23 protein-coding genes are annotated in these 19,698 nt (G+C 54.9%); 3 read left to right on the top strand and 20 right to left on the bottom strand.

The window, feature by feature from the left end:
* Positions 1-50 precede the first annotated feature (50 nt).
* The 7 genes from rpsG to fkpA all read right to left on the bottom strand — a co-directional run bounded on the left by rpsG (position 51) and on the right by fkpA (position 4,018).
* A complete protein-coding gene (gene rpsG, locus MRY16398_RS02285; protein ID WP_035894363.1) occupies positions 51-521 on the bottom strand; it encodes a 30S ribosomal protein S7 in 471 nt (156 codons plus the stop codon).
* 95 nt (positions 522-616) lie between these two features.
* Entirely contained in the window at positions 617-991 is a 375-nt protein-coding gene (gene rpsL / locus MRY16398_RS02280; protein ID WP_000246815.1) for a 30S ribosomal protein S12, read from the bottom strand.
* A 124-nt stretch (positions 992-1,115) separates the two neighbouring features.
* Positions 1,116-1,403, bottom strand: a complete 288-nt coding sequence (gene tusB, locus MRY16398_RS02275; RefSeq protein WP_041851437.1) for a sulfurtransferase complex subunit TusB — start codon at positions 1,401-1,403, stop codon at positions 1,116-1,118.
* A 7-nt stretch (positions 1,404-1,410) separates the two neighbouring features.
* Entirely contained in the window at positions 1,411-1,770 is a 360-nt protein-coding gene (gene tusC / locus MRY16398_RS02270) for a sulfurtransferase complex subunit TusC (RefSeq protein ID WP_041851436.1), read from the bottom strand.
* Positions 1,770-2,156, bottom strand: coding sequence for a sulfurtransferase complex subunit TusD (gene tusD / locus MRY16398_RS02265; RefSeq protein ID WP_125123794.1), 387 nt, complete (start codon positions 2,154-2,156; stop codon positions 1,770-1,772). Before tusD ends, tusC begins: the two co-directional genes overlap by 1 nt.
* Positions 2,156-2,878, bottom strand: a complete 723-nt coding sequence (locus MRY16398_RS02260; RefSeq protein ID WP_041851434.1) for a helix-turn-helix transcriptional regulator — start codon at positions 2,876-2,878, stop codon at positions 2,156-2,158. Before MRY16398_RS02260 ends, tusD begins: the two co-directional genes overlap by 1 nt.
* Positions 2,879-3,160: 282 nt before the next feature.
* A complete protein-coding gene (gene fkpA, locus MRY16398_RS02255) occupies positions 3,161-4,018 on the bottom strand; it encodes an FKBP-type peptidyl-prolyl cis-trans isomerase (RefSeq protein ID WP_125123793.1) in 858 nt (285 codons plus the stop codon).
* A 234-nt stretch (positions 4,019-4,252) separates the two neighbouring features.
* On the opposite strand from fkpA, the gene MRY16398_RS02250 reads away from it, so the two are divergent.
* Positions 4,253-4,471 (top strand): protein SlyX, encoded by a 219-nt coding sequence (locus MRY16398_RS02250; RefSeq protein WP_090084062.1) that lies wholly within the window; start codon positions 4,253-4,255, stop codon positions 4,469-4,471.
* 159 nt (positions 4,472-4,630) lie between these two features.
* On the opposite strand, the gene slyD is transcribed toward MRY16398_RS02250, so the two are convergent.
* The 4 genes from slyD to kefG all read right to left on the bottom strand — a co-directional run bounded on the left by slyD (position 4,631) and on the right by kefG (position 7,889).
* Positions 4,631-5,224, bottom strand: coding sequence for a peptidylprolyl isomerase (gene slyD / locus MRY16398_RS02245; protein WP_041851431.1), 594 nt, complete (start codon positions 5,222-5,224; stop codon positions 4,631-4,633).
* Between the two features lie 94 nt (positions 5,225-5,318).
* The gene (locus MRY16398_RS02240; RefSeq protein ID WP_125123792.1) at positions 5,319-5,519 is read right to left on the bottom strand and encodes a YheV family putative zinc ribbon protein; all 201 of its coding nucleotides are present in this window, start codon (positions 5,517-5,519) and stop codon (positions 5,319-5,321) included.
* 10 nt (positions 5,520-5,529) lie between these two features.
* On the bottom strand, positions 5,530-7,335 hold the full coding sequence (kefB, locus tag MRY16398_RS02235; RefSeq protein ID WP_041851429.1) for a glutathione-regulated potassium-efflux system protein KefB: 1,806 nt from the start codon (positions 7,333-7,335) through the stop codon (positions 5,530-5,532).
* Positions 7,335-7,889, bottom strand: a complete 555-nt coding sequence (gene kefG, locus MRY16398_RS02230; protein ID WP_072039772.1) for a glutathione-regulated potassium-efflux system ancillary protein KefG — start codon at positions 7,887-7,889, stop codon at positions 7,335-7,337. Before kefG ends, kefB begins: the two co-directional genes overlap by 1 nt.
* A 170-nt stretch (positions 7,890-8,059) precedes the next feature.
* Here kefG and MRY16398_RS02225 point away from each other — a divergent pair, with 170 nt between their 5' ends.
* Together MRY16398_RS02225 and MRY16398_RS02220 are read left to right on the top strand one after the other, a co-directional pair.
* On the top strand, positions 8,060-9,964 hold the full coding sequence (locus MRY16398_RS02225) for an ABC transporter ATP-binding protein (RefSeq protein ID WP_125123791.1): 1,905 nt from the start codon (positions 8,060-8,062) through the stop codon (positions 9,962-9,964).
* A gap of 18 nt (positions 9,965-9,982) precedes the next feature.
* Positions 9,983-10,915, top strand: coding sequence for a LysR family transcriptional regulator (locus tag MRY16398_RS02220; RefSeq protein WP_041851426.1), 933 nt, complete (start codon positions 9,983-9,985; stop codon positions 10,913-10,915).
* A 12-nt stretch (positions 10,916-10,927) separates the two neighbouring features.
* Here MRY16398_RS02220 and mdcH read toward each other — a convergent pair whose 3' ends face one another.
* The 9 genes from mdcH to MRY16398_RS02175 form a co-directional block, all read right to left on the bottom strand.
* Complete coding sequence (mdcH, locus tag MRY16398_RS02215; protein WP_041851425.1) at positions 10,928-11,830, bottom strand: malonate decarboxylase subunit epsilon; 903 nt, start codon at positions 11,828-11,830, stop codon at positions 10,928-10,930.
* Complete coding sequence (locus tag MRY16398_RS02210) at positions 11,831-12,445, bottom strand: malonate decarboxylase holo-ACP synthase (protein WP_107223551.1); 615 nt, start codon at positions 12,443-12,445, stop codon at positions 11,831-11,833. It lies immediately after the preceding gene.
* Positions 12,446-12,448: 3 nt separating this feature from the next.
* Entirely contained in the window at positions 12,449-13,408 is a 960-nt protein-coding gene (locus tag MRY16398_RS02205) for an AEC family transporter (RefSeq protein WP_041851423.1), read from the bottom strand.
* Positions 13,409-13,538: 130 nt separating this feature from the next.
* Positions 13,539-14,339, bottom strand: coding sequence for a biotin-independent malonate decarboxylase subunit gamma (mdcE, locus tag MRY16398_RS02200; protein ID WP_125125622.1), 801 nt, complete (start codon positions 14,337-14,339; stop codon positions 13,539-13,541).
* Positions 14,339-15,172 carry a biotin-independent malonate decarboxylase subunit beta gene (locus MRY16398_RS02195; RefSeq protein WP_041851421.1) on the bottom strand — a complete coding sequence of 278 codons (834 nt, stop codon included), beginning with the start codon at positions 15,170-15,172 and terminating at the stop codon, positions 14,339-14,341. The genes mdcE and MRY16398_RS02195 overlap by 1 nt, the downstream gene beginning before the upstream one ends.
* A complete protein-coding gene (mdcC, locus tag MRY16398_RS02190) occupies positions 15,165-15,464 on the bottom strand; it encodes a malonate decarboxylase acyl carrier protein (RefSeq protein ID WP_041851420.1) in 300 nt (99 codons plus the stop codon). Before mdcC ends, MRY16398_RS02195 begins: the two co-directional genes overlap by 8 nt.
* 9 nt (positions 15,465-15,473) lie before the next feature.
* Positions 15,474-16,331, bottom strand: coding sequence for a triphosphoribosyl-dephospho-CoA synthase (locus MRY16398_RS02185; RefSeq protein ID WP_041851419.1), 858 nt, complete (start codon positions 16,329-16,331; stop codon positions 15,474-15,476).
* Entirely contained in the window at positions 16,331-17,986 is a 1,656-nt protein-coding gene (gene mdcA, locus MRY16398_RS02180) for a malonate decarboxylase subunit alpha (RefSeq protein ID WP_125123790.1), read from the bottom strand. Before mdcA ends, MRY16398_RS02185 begins: the two co-directional genes overlap by 1 nt.
* A 211-nt stretch (positions 17,987-18,197) precedes the next feature.
* On the bottom strand, positions 18,198-19,688 hold the full coding sequence (locus tag MRY16398_RS02175) for a nicotinate phosphoribosyltransferase (RefSeq protein WP_125123789.1): 1,491 nt from the start codon (positions 19,686-19,688) through the stop codon (positions 18,198-18,200).
* Positions 19,689-19,698: the final 10 nt, after the last annotated feature.

The raw sequence follows: 19,698 nt of genomic DNA, 5'->3' as shown, positions 1-19,698 counted from the left end.
TGAGCCAGAGCGGGCACCGAAGCGCCCGCCTGGTGACTAAACCGAAGGGATTACCAACGGTAGTGTGCGAACGCCTTGTTGGCTTCTGCCATACGGTGAACGTCTTCACGTTTCTTAACTGCAGTACCTTTGTTGTCTGCAGCATCAGAAAGTTCGTTCGCCAGGCGCAGAGCCATGGATTTATCACCGCGTTTACGAGCAGCTTCAACGATCCAACGCATTGCCAGAGCATTGCGACGGACCGGACGGACTTCAACTGGAACCTGATAAGTAGAACCACCAACGCGGCGAGACTTAACTTCTACAGTCGGGCGCACGTTTTCGAGAGCGACTTCGAATGCTTCCAGTTCGTTTTTACCAGAACGCTGAGCCAGGGTCTCAAGCGCGCTGTATACGATAGATTCGGCAGTAGATTTTTTACCATCTACCATCAGGATATTTACAAATTTAGCCAGCAGTTCTGATCCGAACTTCGGATCCGGCAGAATTTTACGCTGACCAATGACGCGACGACGTGGCATGGAAATACTCCGTTGTTAATTCAGGATTGTCCAAAACTCAAAGAGTTTAGTTTGACATTAATTTAAAACGTTTGGCCTTACTTAACGGAGAACCATTAAGCCTTAGGACGTTTCACGCCATACTTGGAGCGTGCTTGCTTACGGTCTTTAACACCGGAGCAGTCAAGCGCACCACGAACGGTGTGGTAACGAACACCCGGGAGGTCTTTTACACGACCGCCACGGATCAGGATCACGGAGTGCTCCTGCAGGTTGTGACCTTCACCACCGATGTAGGAAGTCACTTCAAAACCGTTAGTCAGACGAACACGACATACTTTACGCAGTGCGGAGTTCGGTTTTTTAGGAGTGGTAGTATATACACGAGTACATACGCCACGTTTTTGCGGGCATGCTTCCAGCGCAGGCACGTTGCTTTTCGCAACTTTGCGTGCACGTGGTTTGCGTACCAGCTGGTTAACTGTTGCCATTAAATAGCTCCTGGTTTTAGCTTTTGCTTCGTAAACACGTAATAAATCGACCTCATATAATATGAGGACGCAGAATTTTATGGCTGTGCTGAAAAGGTGTCAAGAAATATACAACGATCCCGTATCACCAACGCATCTGAGTCTCGTGTTTTACCGCCAGGCTAACGAAATCATTATAGCCAACCCTGACGACACTGCTCGAAATTTGACCAGACAGACCCCGCGCATCAATATCTTCATTCAGCGCATGCACCGTTATGGGGGCATTTAGCAGCAACTCAAGGTACTGCCCGCCTTCCAGAGCCGCAATCACACCATCGGAAAGCAATAAAAGATCGTCCCCACTGCGTACGGTTCGCAGTAACGTTGCCATATCACATTGCCAGGGAGAATGAGTCAAAGTGTGCAACATAAATGCCTCAAAACGTCATGACAACATCGTACCCATCTAATTGATCGCGAAGCGCATCCGGCTCCAGCAGTTGCGCTGGTAACACAAATTGCGTCGCATCACTCAGGCCACGCTCGCGAAGCGATGTCTGGCAAACCCAACAGGTTTCGATGTCATAAAGAGGAAGAACTTTAAAGGTCGCGATGTAATCTCGTGCCAGGATAGCGTTCGGCTGCTGATTCACCAGCAACTGGAAGACACCGTCACCGATAAAAAACACGCCGATATCATCGGTAAAAGCGGACGCGGCCATTAATGCATCAAGGCCTTCACGTCCGGCAGCAGATCCATGCGGCGCAGAGCTAAAGATAAAAGCGATACGTTTCATTAAAATTGCACCACACGATCGCACGTTAATGCCGCTTCGGCCAGCGCCCCCAGGCCCGAGAGCGTGAACCCCGGCTGGAGATTAGCGCAAGGCAAGCCCTGTTGACTGGCCTCGTTTTCATCAACAACGCCCCGACGCAGCGCCGCCGCAACGCAGATATGCAATGCAACCTGATGCTGCTCATGCAGACGTTGCCATGCGCGAACGAGATCAAACTCGTCCGAGGCGGGAGAGGTCAACACGTTCGCATTGCTGACCCCGTCCTGGTAGAAAAAGACACAACCCAGCTCATGCCCACTGGCGAGCAGCGCGCAGGCAAACTGCCAGGCACTGCTCGCCTGCTGGGAACCATAAGCCGGGCCGGTGACCATTAAGGCAAAACGCATTACCGATCCTGCCCGGAGAAGTCGCCGCTTTTGAACTGACGGATATACAGATAAACGGTGTGCTTGGAGATATTCAAACGATCCGCCACCTGGTTGATGGCATCTTTGATATCGAAGATACCTTTTTCGTAAAGGTTCAGAACGATTTGGCGATTCTTGGCGTTATTGGAAACGTTACGATCGGCATTCACTTCTTCAATCGTGAACTCAAGGGTCTGAGTTACCAGATCCTCTACCGAAGAGGCAAAGTTGACAGACGAACCTGCATCCGGTGTTTCTGGCGGGATAAAGGTGTTCATGATTTGCGAGAACGGCACGTCAAGGTTCATGTTGATGCACAACAGACCAATGACCCGATGATCGCGATTACGAATAGCAATAGTCACCGATTTCATTAAAACGCCGCTTTTCGCGCGCGTGAAGTAGCACTTGGACACGCTACTGTCCGCACCGGTCATATCATGCAGCATACGCAATGCAAGGTCAGTAATCGGCGAACCGATTTTACGCCCGGTGTGCTCGCCGTTAGCGATACGAATGGCGGAACATTTCAGATCCTGCAGGGAGTGCAAAACAATTTCGCAGTGAGAACCAATGAGCATCGCTAACCCGTCCACAACGGCTTCGTATGACTTAAGAATATCGAAGTCTGTTTGATCGAAAGGACGTTGATCCAGTAAATCAAGTTCACTGGTTTCGTTGGTTAAAAGCGACCTGGACATGAAAAAAAGCACTCCTTTTCAGGAGCCTGTCGTTATGTTTTCAGGGCAGGCTCGACATTTACACAGAGGATTAAATTAATACAGCGTGGGTGACGCTTTCCAGAATTATATACATTTTATGCTTCAAACTGCTTCTTTGTTGGCGGCATCAGCGCTGTCTGGTCACAGATTTGAGTATGCGTGGGAAATACTGGTATTCCCGCCCCGAAGCAATATGAATGATGTGTATCTCTGTGCTGCAATAAAAAAACCGCCGCTCAAAAGGCGGCGGCGTTTACATCATTATTTTTTGCTTGCGTCAGCGGGCTTATCGCCCGTAGCGGCTGGCGCATCAGGCGCAGCTGCTGCATCTGGCGCGGCAGATGCGTCTGCTTTCGGTGCTGGTTTGATATCCAGCAGTTCTACGTTAAAGACCAGCGTAGAGTTAGCCGGAATACCCGGAACGCCGTTTTTACCGTAAGCCAGTTCTGGCGGAATCACGAGTTTGATTTTGCCGCCTTTCTTGATGTTTTTCAGCCCTTCGGTCCAGCCAGGGATAACACCATCAAGACGGAAAGAGAGCGGCTCGCCACGGGTATAAGAGTTGTCGAACTCTTTACCGTCAATCAGCGTACCTTTGTAGTTAACAACTACGGTATCGCTGTCTTTCGGCGCATCACCCGTACCTTCTTTCTCTACCTGATAGAGCAGGCCAGTAGAAGAGGTTTTAACGCCTTTCTCTTTAGCGAACGCATCACGGAAAGCTTTGCCCTTGGTTTCGTTTTCCAGAGCGTCTTTTTCCATTTTTTCCTGCGCGGCTGTCTTCACGCGGGTTTCAAACGCCTGCAGAGTCTGTTCGATCTCCTGGTCGGTCAGTTTGCTCTTATCAGCAAACGCATCCTGAACACCTGCGATCAGCTGATCTTTGTCCAGTTTGATGCCCAGTTTTTCTTGCTCTTTCAGGGAGTTTTCCATGTAGCGGCCCAGTGACGCACCCAGCGCATACGCGGATTTCTGGTCGTCATTTTTAAATGCCGCTTTGCTGTCAGCTGCTGCTGCAGTTGCATCTTTCGTTGCGGTTTCAGCAGCGAAGGTCAGCGGCGCATTCAGTGCAACGGCCATCGTGGTCGCCAGCAGCGTGACTTTAAACAGTAATTTCATCCATATCTCCAGGGCCGGGGCATCTCACCCCAGGGTTAAACGTAAATGAGAAACGTACTATAAAACGTTGTGGGCGAAATCAACATAAGGTCTCCCCCTGAAATCGCCTGTTTTCAGACTATTTTTGTTTAAATTAGTTTCGCGTCGCCAGTCGGATGCTGCAGACGGGGTGAAAGTTCAGTAAAATCCGTCATCCTGGCGATAACCGTGCAGAACATTGATACGAGGTACACCATGAACGATTTAACAATGGAAGCGCGGATGGCAGAACTGGAAAGCAAACTGGCCTTCCAGGAGATGACCATTGAAGAGCTCAACCAGACGGTCATTGCCCATGAACTGGAAATGACGAAGCTGCGCGAACATATGCGCTTAATGGCAGAAAAACTCAAAGCCAGCCAGCCCTCACACATCGCTTCACAGTCCGAAGAGACGCCTCCGCCCCATTATTGAGACGTAAAAAAAGCGGGAATCTCCCGCTTTTTTTGTGCCCAAACATTTACCGAGTCACCGCAACACATAAAGCTACTGGACTCCCCGGAGCATAGATCACTCTGTGACCGGGGTTCGCAAGCGTAGCCCATGCCGCTGTGGCTGGAAAGACGACGGGTATTAGTGGCAGCCGCAACCGCCATTACCGCCGCAACCACCTTTGCCATGCTCATGACCGTGGTCATGATCGTGGCCGTGGCCGCCGCAGCAACCGTCGTGACCATGGTCGTGATCGTGATCATGACCGTGAGCACCGTGAACGTGACCATGAGCCAGTTCTTCTTCGGTTGCTTCGCGAATAGCAACAACTTCAACGTTGAATTTCAGGTTCTGGCCAGCCAGCATGTGGTTACCGTCAACCACCACGTGATCGTCTTCCACTTCGGTAATTTCTACCGGTACCGGGCCCTGGTCTGTTTCAGCCAGGAAACGCATGCCAACCTGCAGCTCGTCAACGCCCATGAAGACGTCTTTAGGAACGCGCTGAACCAGATTTTCGTCGTATTGACCGTAAGCGTCATTCGCGCCTACAGCAACATCAAATTTGTCGCCGACGTCGTGACCTTCCAGCGCTGTTTCCAGGCCAGAGATCAGGGAACCATGACCATGCAGGTAGTCCAGCGGCGCACTCACCGGAGACTCATCAACCAATACACCGTCTTCTGTACGTACCTGATAGGCCAGGCTGACCACCAGGTCTTTTGCTACTTTCATGATATCTCCTGAGCGTGGGAAAATTGCTGGCGCAGATTGTAACGGAAATCCGCCCCTGTGTACCCTTTAGCTTAAAAAAACTCTGGGTATATCGCTAGTCCGGATGAAAGATCCCGATAACTTGCTCATCTTTGCGGACATGTTCACGGGCGTCTTTATCCGCCTCACGCATCTGGTGACCGCACTTAACGCATTCAACTATATCGACATTATTCTCGCGCCACATTGCCATCGAATCCTGCGCCTGGCAGGACGGGCATACGGCCCCGGCAATAAAACGTTTACGTACTGCCATGGGTTCCCCCTTATTCAAACTCGTCCCAGCCATCCAGTTGGCGACGCTCTTGCTGCATTTCACGCTGAAAAATCTCTTCCAGCTCTCGTCTCGCTTCCCGCACACGGGAAATTTGCATTGTGTCGGTATGCACTGGCATCAGCTCACGCAGCATACGCATATCGAGACGCTTAAAGTGCAACTGCGCACGGTGGGCCTGATGCGGGTGCATCCCCACCGAGATAAGCGTCTTACGGCCTAATTCAAGCGCACTGGAAAACGTCTCACGGGAAAATTGTGTCACGCCCACCTGCAAGAGCTCATGTGCTTCCACACGGCCCCGCGCACGCGCCATGATCTTAAGCTGCGGGAAATGTTGCTGACACAGTTCCACCAGCTTCATCGTATCTTCCGGATCGTTACAGGTGATGACGATGGACTGGGCCTCTTCCGCCCCCGCAGAACGCAACAATTCAAGCTGCGTGGCGTCACCGTAATACACTTTATAGCCATATTTACGCATCAGGTTAACGGCGCTGATATCCCGCTCCAGTACCGTTATGCGCATTTTATTGGCCATCAGCAGACGACCAATCACCTGACCGAAACGCCCGAATCCCACCACAATCACCTGCGGTTTATCATCGTCCACCCACGGCATTTCGTCTTCATCTTCTGGCTGGTTAAAGCGCCGGGACAGCAATTTATCGATGAGCTTCATCAGCGCTGGCGTGGTCATCATGGATAAGGTGACCGTCACCAGTAGCAACGCCATTTGATCATTGTGGAACAGGCGTTGCGAGGATGCCGAGGAAAAAAGCACAAAAGCAAATTCTCCCCCCTGGCTCAACACCCCGGCAAACTGCATTCGCTCGGAACTGCGCAGACCATAGATACGCGCCAGGGAATAGAGCACTCCCGTCTTCACCGCCACCAGCACGGCAACACTCGCCAGTACCCAAAGCAGATGGGTATAGAGCACGCCAAGGTTGAGCGCCATGCCGACGGAAATAAAGAACAACCCTAACAGCAGTCCTTTAAACGGATCGATGGCTATTTCCAGCTCATGACGGTATTCACTTTCCGCCAGCAGCACACCCGCAATGAAGGTGCCCAACGCCATCGATAGCCCCAGCGCATCCATAAACAGCGCCGATCCGAGGACCAGTAACAATGTAGCGGCTGTAAAAACTTCCCGTACGCCGGATGCGGCAATAAAGCGAAACACCGGGCGCAACAGATAGCGCCCGCCAACCAGCACACCCGCAAACACCAGCACCTTGATGCCTATTTTTACCCAGTCAGGATGGTCATCACCGTTACCCGCCAACAGCGGTACCAGCGCCAGCGCCGGGATCACCGCTAAGTCCTGAAACAGGAGCACCGAAAAGCCAAGCTGGCCGGATTCGCTACGGTTCATCCCTTTTTCACGCATCAACTGGAGCGCCATCGCGGTAGAGGACATTGCCAGACCAATCCCGCCAATCACCGCCGCCTGCCAGGAGAATTGTGTCAGCATCAGTAATCCGGCCAGCACGGCCGCGCTCATCAGCACCTGTGCGGCGCCTACGCCAAAGATAGAGCGACGCAGCGCCCAAAGTTTTGACGGATTTAACTCCAGTCCAATGATGAACATCAGGAAGACGACACCAAGTTCCGAAAAGTGCAGGATTTCATCGACATCGCTGATGAAACCGAGCCCCCAGGGGCCAATGGCAATCCCCGCCAGCAAGTAACCGAGCACCGCGCCGATTCCTAACCTGGCAGCAAGCGGAACCGCCACCACCGCAGCGAAAAGAAACAGGACGCCGGCCAGCAATAAATCCGAACCTTCCATTACAGGCCTCCCGTCATGATTGGCGAGGCCAGCCAGTCGCCGTAGGCTTTCGCATGGTTTGCCAGCGCCTCTGGCGGCTGCCTGCGCGCCCAGTAAATAATGATGGGATTCATCCAGTGCATGCGGCACATGGCCGCCGTTAACTCAAAAGGGCGCAGAATATCGCTTATGGGATAACGGTTGAGCCCGTCATGGCGATAGGCCGCCTCCGGCTCACCGGTGGTGATGACACTACGCCAGTACTTTCCCGCGAGCTGACTCCCTCCCGGGCCGCTGGCGAATTCGCGCGTAAGCACGCGATCAAACCACTCTTTCAGCAACGCCGGGCAACTGTAGGTATAAAGCGGATGTTGGAAAACAATAACCTCATGCTCGCGCAACAGCGCCTGCTCCCGGGGAATATCAATAAAAAAGTCTGGATAGTGTGCATAGAGGTCATGCACGGTGACATTGTGCAGTTGCTTTGCCGGCTTGAGCAAAACTCGATTTGCCACCGAGTCCTGTGATTCCGGATGGGCATACAGCAGCAGTACTTTCGCTGTCTGGGACATCATCCCCCTCCCGGGTGTAAAACCTGTCATTTTTATTACCGCATTCAGCGGCCAGAATGATTTTGTCTAAATTCTTTGTTTTGGGCTACCATTGCGGGCCTGGTGAGGCGAAACCGCTCACTACTTACATTATCATAATGACAAATTAACATAGTCTGAACATACGGCGCCTTATGATTGTTTTCTCCTCGTTACAAATTCGTCGCGGCGTGCGTGTCCTGCTGGATAACGCCACAGCTACCATCAACCCGGGTCAGAAAGTCGGCCTGGTGGGCAAAAACGGCTGCGGCAAATCTACGTTGCTGGCGCTTTTGAAAAACGAGTTCAGCGCTGATGGCGGTAGTTTTACCTTTCCCAATAACTGGCAACTGGCGTGGGTAAATCAGGAAACCCCTGCCCTGCCGATGCCTGCACTCGACTATGTGATTGATGGCGATCGCGAATACCGTCGTCTCGAAGCAGAGCTGAACGCCGCCAACGAACGCAATGACGGACACGCCATCGCCACCGTCCACGGCAAGCTCGACGCTATCGACGCCTGGACTATCCGTTCGCGCGCCTCCAGTTTGCTACACGGTCTGGGTTTTTCTAACGAGCAGCTCGAACGTCCGGTCAGCGATTTCTCAGGCGGCTGGCGTATGCGTCTTAACCTCGCGCAGGCGCTGATTTGCCGCTCCGACCTGCTGCTGCTCGATGAACCGACCAACCACCTCGATCTCGATGCGGTAATCTGGCTGGAAAAGTGGCTAAAGAGCTATCAGGGCACTCTGATTCTTATCTCCCACGATCGTGACTTTCTCGATCCGGTGGTCGATAAAATTATTCATATCGAACAGCAAACCATGTTCGAATACACCGGAAACTACAGCTCCTTCGAGCGTCAGCGCGCAACCCGTCTGGCGCAGCAGCAGGCAATGTACGAAAGCCAGCAGGAGCGCGTGGCGCATCTGCAAAGTTTCATCGATCGCTTCAAGGCCAAAGCCAGCAAAGCGAAGCAGGCGCAAAGCCGCATCAAAATGCTTGAGCGTATGGAGCTTATCGCCCCGGCCCACGTGGATAACCCGTTCCACTTTAGCTTCCGTGCGCCAGAAAGCCTGCCCAATCCGCTGCTGAAAATGGAAAAAATCAGCGCCGGCTATGGCGACCGCGTCATCCTCGACTCTATTAAGCTCAACCTGGTGCCAGGGTCGCGTATCGGGTTGCTGGGCCGCAACGGTGCGGGTAAATCGACGCTGATTAAACTACTGGCCGGTGAACTGACGCCGTTTAGCGGCGACATCGGTCTGGCGAAGGGCATCAAGCTTGGCTATTTCGCCCAACATCAGTTGGAGTTCTTGCGTGCCGACGAATCGCCGTTACAGCATCTGGCGCGTATGGCCCCGCAGGAGCTGGAGCAAAAGCTGCGTGATTATCTCGGCGGTTTTGGTTTCCAGGGTGACAAAGTCAGCGAAGAGACTCGCCGCTTCTCCGGGGGCGAAAAAGCACGCCTGGTACTGGCGCTGATCGTCTGGCAGCGCCCGAACCTGCTGCTGCTCGATGAACCCACCAACCACCTTGATCTCGACATGCGTCAGGCGCTGACCGAAGCGTTAATCGAATTTGAAGGCGCGTTGGTGGTGGTGTCGCATGACCGTCATCTGCTGCGCTCCACTACGGACGATTTATACCTGGTGCACGACGGGAAAGTCGAACCGTTCGATGGCGATCTGGAAGATTATCAGCAGTGGCTGAGCGACATTCAGAAACAGGAAAGCCAGCCGACCGACGCACCGAAAGACAATGCCAACAGTGCGCAGGCCCGCAAAGACCAGAAACGCCGTGAAGCCGAATTGCGAACCCAAACGCAACCACTGCGCAAAGAGATCACCCGCCTCGAAAAAGAGATGGAAAAACTCAATGCCCAGCTAGCGCAGGCGGAAGAGAAGCTCGGAGACAGCGGCCTGTATGACCAAAGCCGTAAAGCAGAACTTACCGAGTGTCTGCAGCAACAGGCGAAGGCAAAAGCGGGTCTTGAAGAGTGCGAAATGGCGTGGCTGGAGGCGCACGAGCAGCTCGAGGCCATGCTGCAAACCGATTAATCACGCAGGCAGGCTGAGATGAACCCCGACATCACCAGTGATCTCACCTTTCGCAAGCTGGCCATTTTTATGGCCTTCATGGAGAAAGGCAATATCGCCCGAGCCGCCGAGGCGCTGAACCTTAGCGGTGTGAGCGTGCATCGCGCGCTGCATACGCTGGAGGAGAACGTACGCTGCCCGCTGTTTGTCCACAAGGGGCGTAACTTATTGCCCCTTCCGGCGGCCTGGACATTACTGGAGTATTGCCAGGAGGCCACGCAAATCATGGAGCGCGGTCTGGCAGAAGCTCGCAAGATGGCGGGTATCGGCCAGAATCGTTTGCGCGTCGGCACCCTCTATTCACTCACGCTGGAAACCGTCCCCCAGTTGATCATGGGGATGAAGCTGCGCCGCCCGGAACTTGAGATGGATTTGACGATGGGGTCGAACGAGACCCTGTTACATAAACTGGAGGAAGGATCGCTGGACGCGATACTGATCTCGATTTCTGAATCGGAACTGGATTCAGCCAACCTCGAAATGCTGCCGCTCTTCCACGATGAAATCTTTCTGGCTGCACCGGCGGCCGCGAAACTGAATACCTCCGCTCCAGCCGATTTACGCGACTATCGCCAGCAAAAATTCGTCGCTCTTGCCGAAGGGTTTGCCACCTATGCCGGGTTTCAGGAAGCCTTCCATATCGCCGGGTTTGAGCCAGAGATTGTGACGCGGGTGAATGATATCTTTTCTATGCTGAGCCTGGTGCAGGCGGGCGTGGGCTTCACGTTGATGCCGGGGCGAATGAAGAAGGTGTATGAGAATTCCGTGCAGCTACTCAAACTCGCACAGCCCTACCAGATGCAGCAGCAAATAGCCATTGTCTTTGCCCGCAACCGCGAGCATGACCCGAACTTACTGGCGCTGGCGGCGGAAGGCCGTATGTACGCCAGAAACCGGCAGGACAACGCCTGAACCGAACACGGCTTATTCCTGCGATCTGAGCCGTTTTGCGAGGTGTTCTGCGACCGACACGCCGCTGCGATCTAATGAAATCGTCTCTCCCGTCCATGCGGCCTGACGGGTTAAGCAGGTCAGTATGCCGCCGGGCGGCATCTCAATCGCCAGCCGGGCTTCACGTTCGTTTGCCGCAATCATCGCCTCCTGCCAGCGCACGGTGCGCGCCATGTTCATCGCCAGATCATCGGCAATTTTATCAGCCTGCCACAATACGCGCCCGGTGCTACCGCTAAGGTAAGCACAGCTCGGGCGAGCAAGTGTCACCTTGCGAAATGCCTCCGCCAGTTTTTGGGCCGGTTCAGCCAGCAGCGCACAGTGTGACGGTACGCTGACATCAAGACGTCGGACTTTATTTGCGCCTTTGGCGAGCGCTTTCTGCCCCACACTCGCCATCGCCGCGTCGCTACCGGCAATCACAATCTGGGTCTCGGCATTCAGATTGGCAATATACGCCCCGCTCCCTTCCACCAGTGCTTCCACCTGCGGTAGCGTCAGGCCCATGATCGCCGTCAGACCATAACCGTGGGGCCAGGCCTGTTCCATTAAATCACCGCGTAATGCCACAAGCCGCAGAGCGTCTGCGTAGTCCAGCGCTCCGGCGATGACCGCGGCCGGATAGGCGCCAATCGAAAGGCCGCTGACAATATCGGGCGAAACGTCCCGGCGCATAAGTTCACGCGCCCAGGCAACCCCGGCTATCAACAAACAAAGCTGAACGGCGCGCGTATGCTGTAAGGCTTCTGCAGTATCCAGCGTATCGATTTCTGCGCCCAGCACCTCACGTGCCTGCGCCAGTTCCGTTCCCGGAAGCGCGCGCAACATCCCCGGATGCTGCGTCCCCTGCCCGGGAAAGGTGAACAGAATTTTCATTTAATTTCCCTCAAACCAGGGATCGCTGACCAACTGCGGCCCACGATTCGTTTTCAGAAGCACCCGGCCATCACGCAGCCACTCACTCAGCGCAAAGCCGCCCTGCGGAACATTGACCTGCGTATCAACACGGCATAAGGCGCCTGAAATCTGCTGCTGCCAGCGAAGCAACGCCTCGCGTGCCAGCGGTTGCGGCGCACGGATCATCAGGTCAAGGTCGCTGGCCGCATGCAAAACCGGGATCCCGGTTGCCAGGCTATAGCCGCTACTGCCCGTAATTCCCCAGACCCACGGCCAGCGCTGCTGAGCCAACTGGAACGCAACCTGCACTGGCGGCTGAGTGATAAACGGCGAACGGACCAGCGTCTGCGTATCAACGAGTTCTTCCGGAGAGACAACGCGGACAACGTGCTCCGGGGCAACCCAGGCCGCTGCGCGTTGCTCACGTTTGAGGCCGCGTATCCCGACAGGTACGCGTCCATTAGGATTCACATCACGCCGCACCACCACCGGCAAACCGGGGTGCCATATCTCTTCAACCCAGGCTTCGGTAACGCCTTCCAGGGCGCTACGCTCGGCCAGCCAGACAAGATCGTGCGGTCGTAATGTTTTCATGGTTTAGATTCCTGAGGTCAGCGAGATAAACAGCGGCAACGACAGAATACACAGTACTGAGCTTAACAGCAGCACGGCTTCTGCATCCGGCGATTGCACGCCAAATCGGTTACCGAATACCACGCCGAAGAAACCGGCAGACAGCGCAATCATCAGGATTGCGGTGATCGCCACCGAACCGTGCAGGCCAAAAATCAGCACGATGCCCCAGGCGATAAAGGGCTGAATCAGCAGCTTGGCAATGGTCGAGGTGATGACCATCGTGTTGATCTGCAGTTTACGGGCAGAGAGGATCACCCCGGTCAGGAATAACGCCGCTGCGGTTGCAGACAGGCCCAGCGGTTTAATCGCCGCCAGCAGGAGTTCCGGCATTTTGATACCAATCGCAGAGAGGATCACACCCAACAGCGGCCCCATCACGATCGGTTTTTTCAGCGAGCGCCACATCAAAACCGGCAGCATTGCCAGCGTGGAACCGGAGTTACCTCCCTGCGCACGGGCCTTTTCACGCTCCAGAATCAGCAGGCAGAACGGGGTCATCAATACTGAGCCACAGGCAATCGACACCGCGACAGAAAGCGACGTAGAAGAACCTTCGCCCAGCACGCTACCCAGAATAGGCAGCCCCAGCGCCGCATAGTTCGGCAGCGCGACGGTCAGGGTCAGCACGGCGGCATCCTGCGGCGATTTTTTAAAGACACGGGTCGCCAGGAAGTAGATAACCGCGTAAGTAACCCACATCGCCAGCGTCAGGACCAGAATCAGTGGAGACTGGGCAACGATACCGGTCCACGGAGTTTGTACCGTGGCACTGAACAGAGCTGCGGGGAGTGCAAAATCCATGACGAAAATATTGAGCAGGGAAACATTCTTGTTATCCACCATTTTGGCCTTGCCCGCCCAGAAGCCCAGCAACATGATGATAAAAATCGGTGCGAGGGCATGAACAATTACATAAGTCATAAATCACCTGTAATAAATAAAGAAACGTTTAGCACTGGTGCGATGATTATTATTTTCAGGATGCACGTTCCCGCGTGGGCACAGTGGCTGTGCCCACGGAGTTAATGCATCTGGCAGGTCTCTTTTTTACTTACCAGCTCGCTTTCATGCGTTCACGCACAAGCGCAGAGCTGCGGCGATTGTCAGCGCCCAGACGGTTTTTCAGGGTGGCATCCTGACGAGCGGCGTTGATAGCCTCTTGCAGCGTGGTTTTCACCAGCGCCAGATCGGACGACGATGGCGCATCCGGATTGCTGATATCCAGCAGATTTTCCAGCAGCCCCAGGGTGGCGTAGTTACTGATGTCATACGCCATCGGTGGGATGGTTGCCGCCAGTTTTTCCAGCGCCTCTACGGTACGCAAGGTGATACGCGCGGCGGACTCTTTACCCATCGCGTGAATCAAAACGCCTTTGTCGTTGAAGGCAATCAGCCGGTTAGCCTGATAACCGTGCGCCAGAAACGCGCCGGACATCGCTTTACCAACAATGAGACCAATCACCGGATGGCCCGCCAGGCGCGCATTGGCATAGGCCGCAGCGGCACCGGCCAGCGACTGGTGAATACCAAAACCTTCTTCACGGCGACCGTACGCCTGGCTTGGCACATCAATTACCGCCACAATCGGGCGTTTTACGGCTTTATCCGCATCAGCGGCGACCGTTTCGCTGATAACTTTCGCCAGCGTCCAGCCTTCCAGCAGGCCCACCTCGCCTTTGGCGGCGCGCGGGAAATGGTTATTCGCATCAGGGACAACGGCAACAAAGCGCACCGTTTCACCGTTCAGTTCACCATCGGCTACCTGTACGGACGGGCATAAGCCTGCCAGGCGCTGGGCGTTTGGGGCGAGAGTTTCCAGCCAGAGTTCGCCACGGCTTATTGCAGTACTCATCATTTCACCTCCCGGGCAAAAAGGGCTTTAATCTGTTCGGCATCAGCCTGTTTGCGGGTGTCGAAATTGGTCAGACGGGCAAGGTAGTCGTCGTAGTTATCGGTGCGATGTTTTGCCGGTACACCTTTGGCAATCGCCTCGTTCATGGCTTGTTTCACCGCGTTTACACCATCGCCCACCAGCGCATCCACCAGCCCGCTTTGATAGCGTACTTCTCCACCGGTCATGCTCCAGATAAACGGACGGTCGCGGGAGTCGTACTCTTCAATACCCGCTTCCTGTTCGATGACCTGCGGACCGTTCAGCCCCAGGCGGGCTTCGCGGGTGACAATCAGATAACTGCACAACGCTGCGGCAATGGACATCCCACCGAAGCAGCCCACGGTCCCGGCCACAATACCGATCACCGGGGTATAGCGGCGCAGGTCAACAATCGCGGCATGAATATCAGCAATCGCCGCCAGGCCAAGGTTGGCCTCCTGCAGACGAACGCCACCGGTTTCCAGACTCAGCACCGCCTGAGTCGGGATACCGTTGCGGTTATCTTCTGCCGCCAGTTCCAGCGCCGCTGCCATTTTGGCACCGGAGACTTCGCCCATGCTGCCGCCCTGGAAGGCGCCCTCAATGGCGACGACCACGGCAGGTTTGCCGTTGATGGTGCCTTTCGCCACCACCATGCCGTCATCGGCCTGCGGCACGATGCCCTGCGCGCCCAGCCACGGGGAGACAATCCCTTCAAACGGGTCGAGCAGCTCACGGTAGCTGCCTTCATCCAGCAATGCATGCGCACGCTGGCGTGCTTTTAGTTCGATAAAACTGCGATCATCACGCATAGCTCACCTCTTCAAAGACCTGTTCAATACGAATGCGCGCGACGCCAGGCGTGGCGCCGAAATCGTGAATGATCAGTTTGCCCGCAGGCAGGCTGCTGACGGTTTGCAGACGGTTGAACAAGGCTTCCCAGCGGCCACGGCTGTTGTCGACGGAAGTCGTGATATCTATAGTGAGTGTCTGGCTCTGGTCGGCGGTGAATAACACCTCCATATCCCCTGAACCAACAACCCCTGCCAGCGCTTTGCCATTTAAGGTACGGCTGGCGGGCACGGTTAATGTGATTTTTTCCATAACATCCTCTTAATGCTTGAAATAGGGCGTCCCGATACGGTCAAGAAACAGAGTGGCAGCCAGTAAGTCTGCCGCACCACCCGGAGAGGCGTTCAGCGCCAGCATTTGACGATCCAGGAGGTGGAGCGCCTGCTGTCCTTCCGGGGTCGCACTGCCCCCCGCGGTTAAAACGGCACGCGCGCCGTGCTGCATGGCCTCAAGCCCTTCCATCCCGGCACGGGAGAGCACGCAGGTATCGGTAAGCGAGGTCATGATGGCCATCAGGGCATCAATCCGGGCGTGAGATTCACTGCCACCGTTATTCCGGCTCAAACGCAATTGCGGTAAGGCGAGCTGCAAAATATGCGGGAAGGCCTGTTGTGCCTCTTCTCTGGCACCGGGTACGCGATAGCGATGTGTAGCGCGAAGCCCTTTACTGAAAATTTTGGGCGCGGCGGCGTCCGGCAGTTTCGCCAGTGTGGCGGCGGTCGCTGCAATAACAGACGCGCTCGCATCGCCACCACGCATCGCCACCGCGCTGACCAGCAGCCCCAGCGCCCAAATCGCACCACGGTGGGTATTCACGCCACCTGTTGCCGCCATCATCTGCTGTTCGCCAACACGTCCGAGTCGTCCAATGGTTTGTCGTAGCGCAATGTCCGCCGGACGTTGCCAGCTTTGTTGCGCCAGCGCCTGAAACGTGGGGGTCAGGCTATGGGCAGAGCGTTCCATCAGCGCAAGCGTTAAGTCGTGGTGCGCGCCGTTCCCCCGACTGTCCACCAGACCGGGTTTCGGGCTTAATCGTGCTTCGTCAATCAGACACTGCGTGGCGGTTCGCGCCAGCCATTCGGCACCGCCTTCAACCTGAATCTGTGGCAGAAGTTTCATTACCAGCTCCGGAATTTCGCAGGCGGGTTATAAAGACCACCGGACCATTCCACCAGGTCTGCCACGCTGCTTGCCGCCAGTAACGAACGGGTGGCCTCGGTGCGGCGAATACCCATATCTTCCGGGTAAACCACTTTGCCACTGCGGCGCAGTTCGGCGACGCGTTTGGCGTCTACGCCCAGGCCAATATCGGTGATACCCGCCACGGCGGCGACCATCGCACGGCGCTCTTCAAGGCTTTCAGCACGATAGAGGTAAGCAATGCCTTCTTCCGTCAGCACATGGGTGACGTCATCGCCATAAATCATGACCGGCGCCAGCGGCATACCGGACGTTTTGGCCACCTCTACAGCATCAAGCGTTTCCACAAAGGTGGGTTTTGCACCGGCCTGGAAGGTCTCAACCATCTGCACCACCAGCTTTTTACCGCGCTGCATGGGGTCAGGTTCGGTGATCATATTCAGCCAGGCAGGCGTCGCATGACGACGACCATGCGGGTCATGGCCCATATTTGGCGCACCGCCGAAACCAGCCAGACGCCCACGGGTCACCGTCGACGAGTTTGCCAGGCCATCCACCTGCAGGGTCGAGCCGATAAACATATCCACCGCGTACTGCCCCGCCAGTTGACAGAAGGCGCGGTTGGAGCGCATAGAACCGTCTGCGCCGGTAAAGAACACGTCCGGGCGGGCGCGGATGTACTCTTCCATCCCCAGTTCGCCGCCGAAGCAGTGCACGCTCTCCACCCAGCCGCTTTCAATGGCCGGGATCAGCGTCGGATGCGGGTTCAGCGTCCAGTGCTTACAGATTTTGCCTTTCAGACCAAGCTGTTCGCCGTAAGTCGGCAGCAACAGTTCAATCGCCGCGGTGTTAAAGCCGATACCGTGATTCAGCGACTGCACCTGATGCTCGGCGTAGATACCTTTGATGGCCATCATCGCCATCAGAATGTGTTCCTGTTTGATCAGGCGCGGGTCGCGGGTAAACAGCGGTTCAATAAAGAAAGGCTTATCAGCCACAACCACGTAGTCAATCCACGAGCCAGGGATGTCCACACGCGGTAAATCGCATTCGTCATCCACCAGTTCATTGACCTGGGCGATAACAATACCGTCGCGGAAGGCGGCCGCTTCCACCAGCGCCGGGGTGTCTTCGGTACTCGGCCCGGTGTAGAGATTGCCTTTACGGTCCGCTTTGTAACCGGCAATCAGTGCCACGTTTGGCGAGAGGTCAACATACAGGCGGGAATACAGCTCGATGTAGGTATGAATAGCGCCGATTTCCAGCAGGCCATCTTCCAGCAACTGTGAGATACGCAGGCTTTGGGTACCCGAGAAAGAAAAGTCCAGCTTGTGGGCGATGCCTTTTTCGAAAATGTCGAGATGTTCACTGCGTCCGACGCTTGGCATGATCATATGCAGGTCATGGACTTTTTGCGGGTTGACCGACGCCAGCGCGCGGGAGAGAAAATCGGCCTGTTTTTGGTTATTCCCTTCCAGTACCACTTTGTCGCCCGGCGCGATCAATTTTTCCAGCATGGCGACCAGATCGTCGGTCGGCAGCACCTTGCCCTGTACGGGTACGGATGCCAGGCGACGCTGTTTTTCCGTGCGCCGCGTATTCCACATCCGTTCTGGTGTTTGTCCAGATAACATTATTAACCTCCTGATTCAGCGAATCATTTTGATTTTCTTAACACTGAGTAAAGTGTGCGCGCTGGTGAGAAAGGCATCAATTAAGGATAAAAGACGATTGTTAGCCTGAGAGTAATAATCAAAGTGATGATTTGTGACGAGGATCATTTTAAGAGGGGAAAATCTGTAGCAAGTAGGGGGCACAATGCGCCCCCGGAATGGAGTAGAGCGGTTAGCGCTGGGCGGTCAGGCGCTGGCGAATCTGTTCAAAATGGTCAACGTTATACAGTTTGCCGTCCAGGAAACGCGTTTTCAGTTCACCGGTTTTTTCCTGCTCCCAGGTTTGTTCATCATGCAGTTGCAGCTCACCCTGCGCGTCTCTTTCTACCCGTAACAGCCCGCGCGCTGAACGTTTCAGGCCGCTGTCAGTTTTCGGCTCTTTGAAGATCATCCGCCCTTCGCCGTTAACCACGCCCCATGTCGCTTTCATCGCAAAACCAAATGTATCGCGTGTGTTGTACTGATAGGTAAATGATCCCACCCCGAAGACAACATTTGAGCTGGCAAAACCTTTGGCTTCCAGGCGACGCAGGATTTCATCTGCCCGCGCAAGAGTAATGGAGTCGCCATAAATCAGGCCAACATGCGGGTCGAGTACCTTGTAGCCCTTCTCATTCACGGTGCCGCCGAAGATCTCCCATAACACTTCCACAGAACCTTTCTCCTCCGGGGTGCGCGTGTTGCGGGTATCATCATCCGCCCCGGTGCCACACAGGATCTCAACTGGGTCACCGCTGTCCGGGCGGAACACGACGCGCCCTTCACGATTAAGGATTATCTGTTTCAGTTCACGGGTGTATTCCGTCATCACCCGCCAGTAATCCCAGGTATCCGAGACGATTGAGACAAAGCCCTGCGGATAGAGATCGACTATCAAACGACGGAAGGTTTCAATTTCTTGTTCCTTCTCGCCCATGCACATCACGCTATGCTCGGTGGCCGGAATGCTCGCGCCGATAAAATAGTCCTCGCCAGCGGTGTAGTGATCACGGGCGTAGAGCAGCGACGGAATGCTGTCGGTACCTTTAAAACTCAGCAGGTGCCCGGCACCGGCCTGCATTGTGTCCTGGAGACCCGCCATGCCACGGAAAGAAAAGTCGTGGCACTGGAAATCAATATGTGACATATCGCTGCAGGTTTTTACCGCCCACTGTTCACAGACTTTACGGTAGTGGTGCGCAATGGTGGCGTTGGTGGAGGCTTTCCACAATTCAGCGGAGAGCACCGTCTCAAGATAATTCACCAGCCAGAAGAACTCGTCACGGGTATTGGTGATGGTCAGCACCGGCACTTTCATCGGCACTTTGCTGCCCTCATCAAGAGATTTAACGTGCAGAGGCAGATAACCCAAATTGTGCAGTGCGCGAATGTGGTCAACCGGCACGGCGTCTTTGCCCAGGTAGCTGTCCATCACCGCTTTGTATTCATTTACCACGTCTTCTTGTGGGCGGGCAAAAAAGGCATCGTTGAACAAATCGACCATAAACCACTGCAAAAACCCCTGCAGGCCAAAGAACACCAGCTTACCGTCCGCCACGGGAGATGAGAAAAAGCGATCGCTGCGCGGCGTAAAGTTGGAGTACACCTGCGTGGTCCCTTGCGGGTACTGCGCGCGGTGGGAAACTTTGTAACCGTCGATAGCCAGGATGGGGTTCATTTTCATGGTGTTATCT

The organism is Phytobacter sp. MRY16-398 (assembly GCF_003925915.1).
GTDB classification, from domain to species: domain Bacteria; phylum Pseudomonadota; class Gammaproteobacteria; order Enterobacterales; family Enterobacteriaceae; genus Phytobacter; species Phytobacter diazotrophicus.
This window is presented reverse-complemented; position numbering and strand designations above follow the sequence as displayed.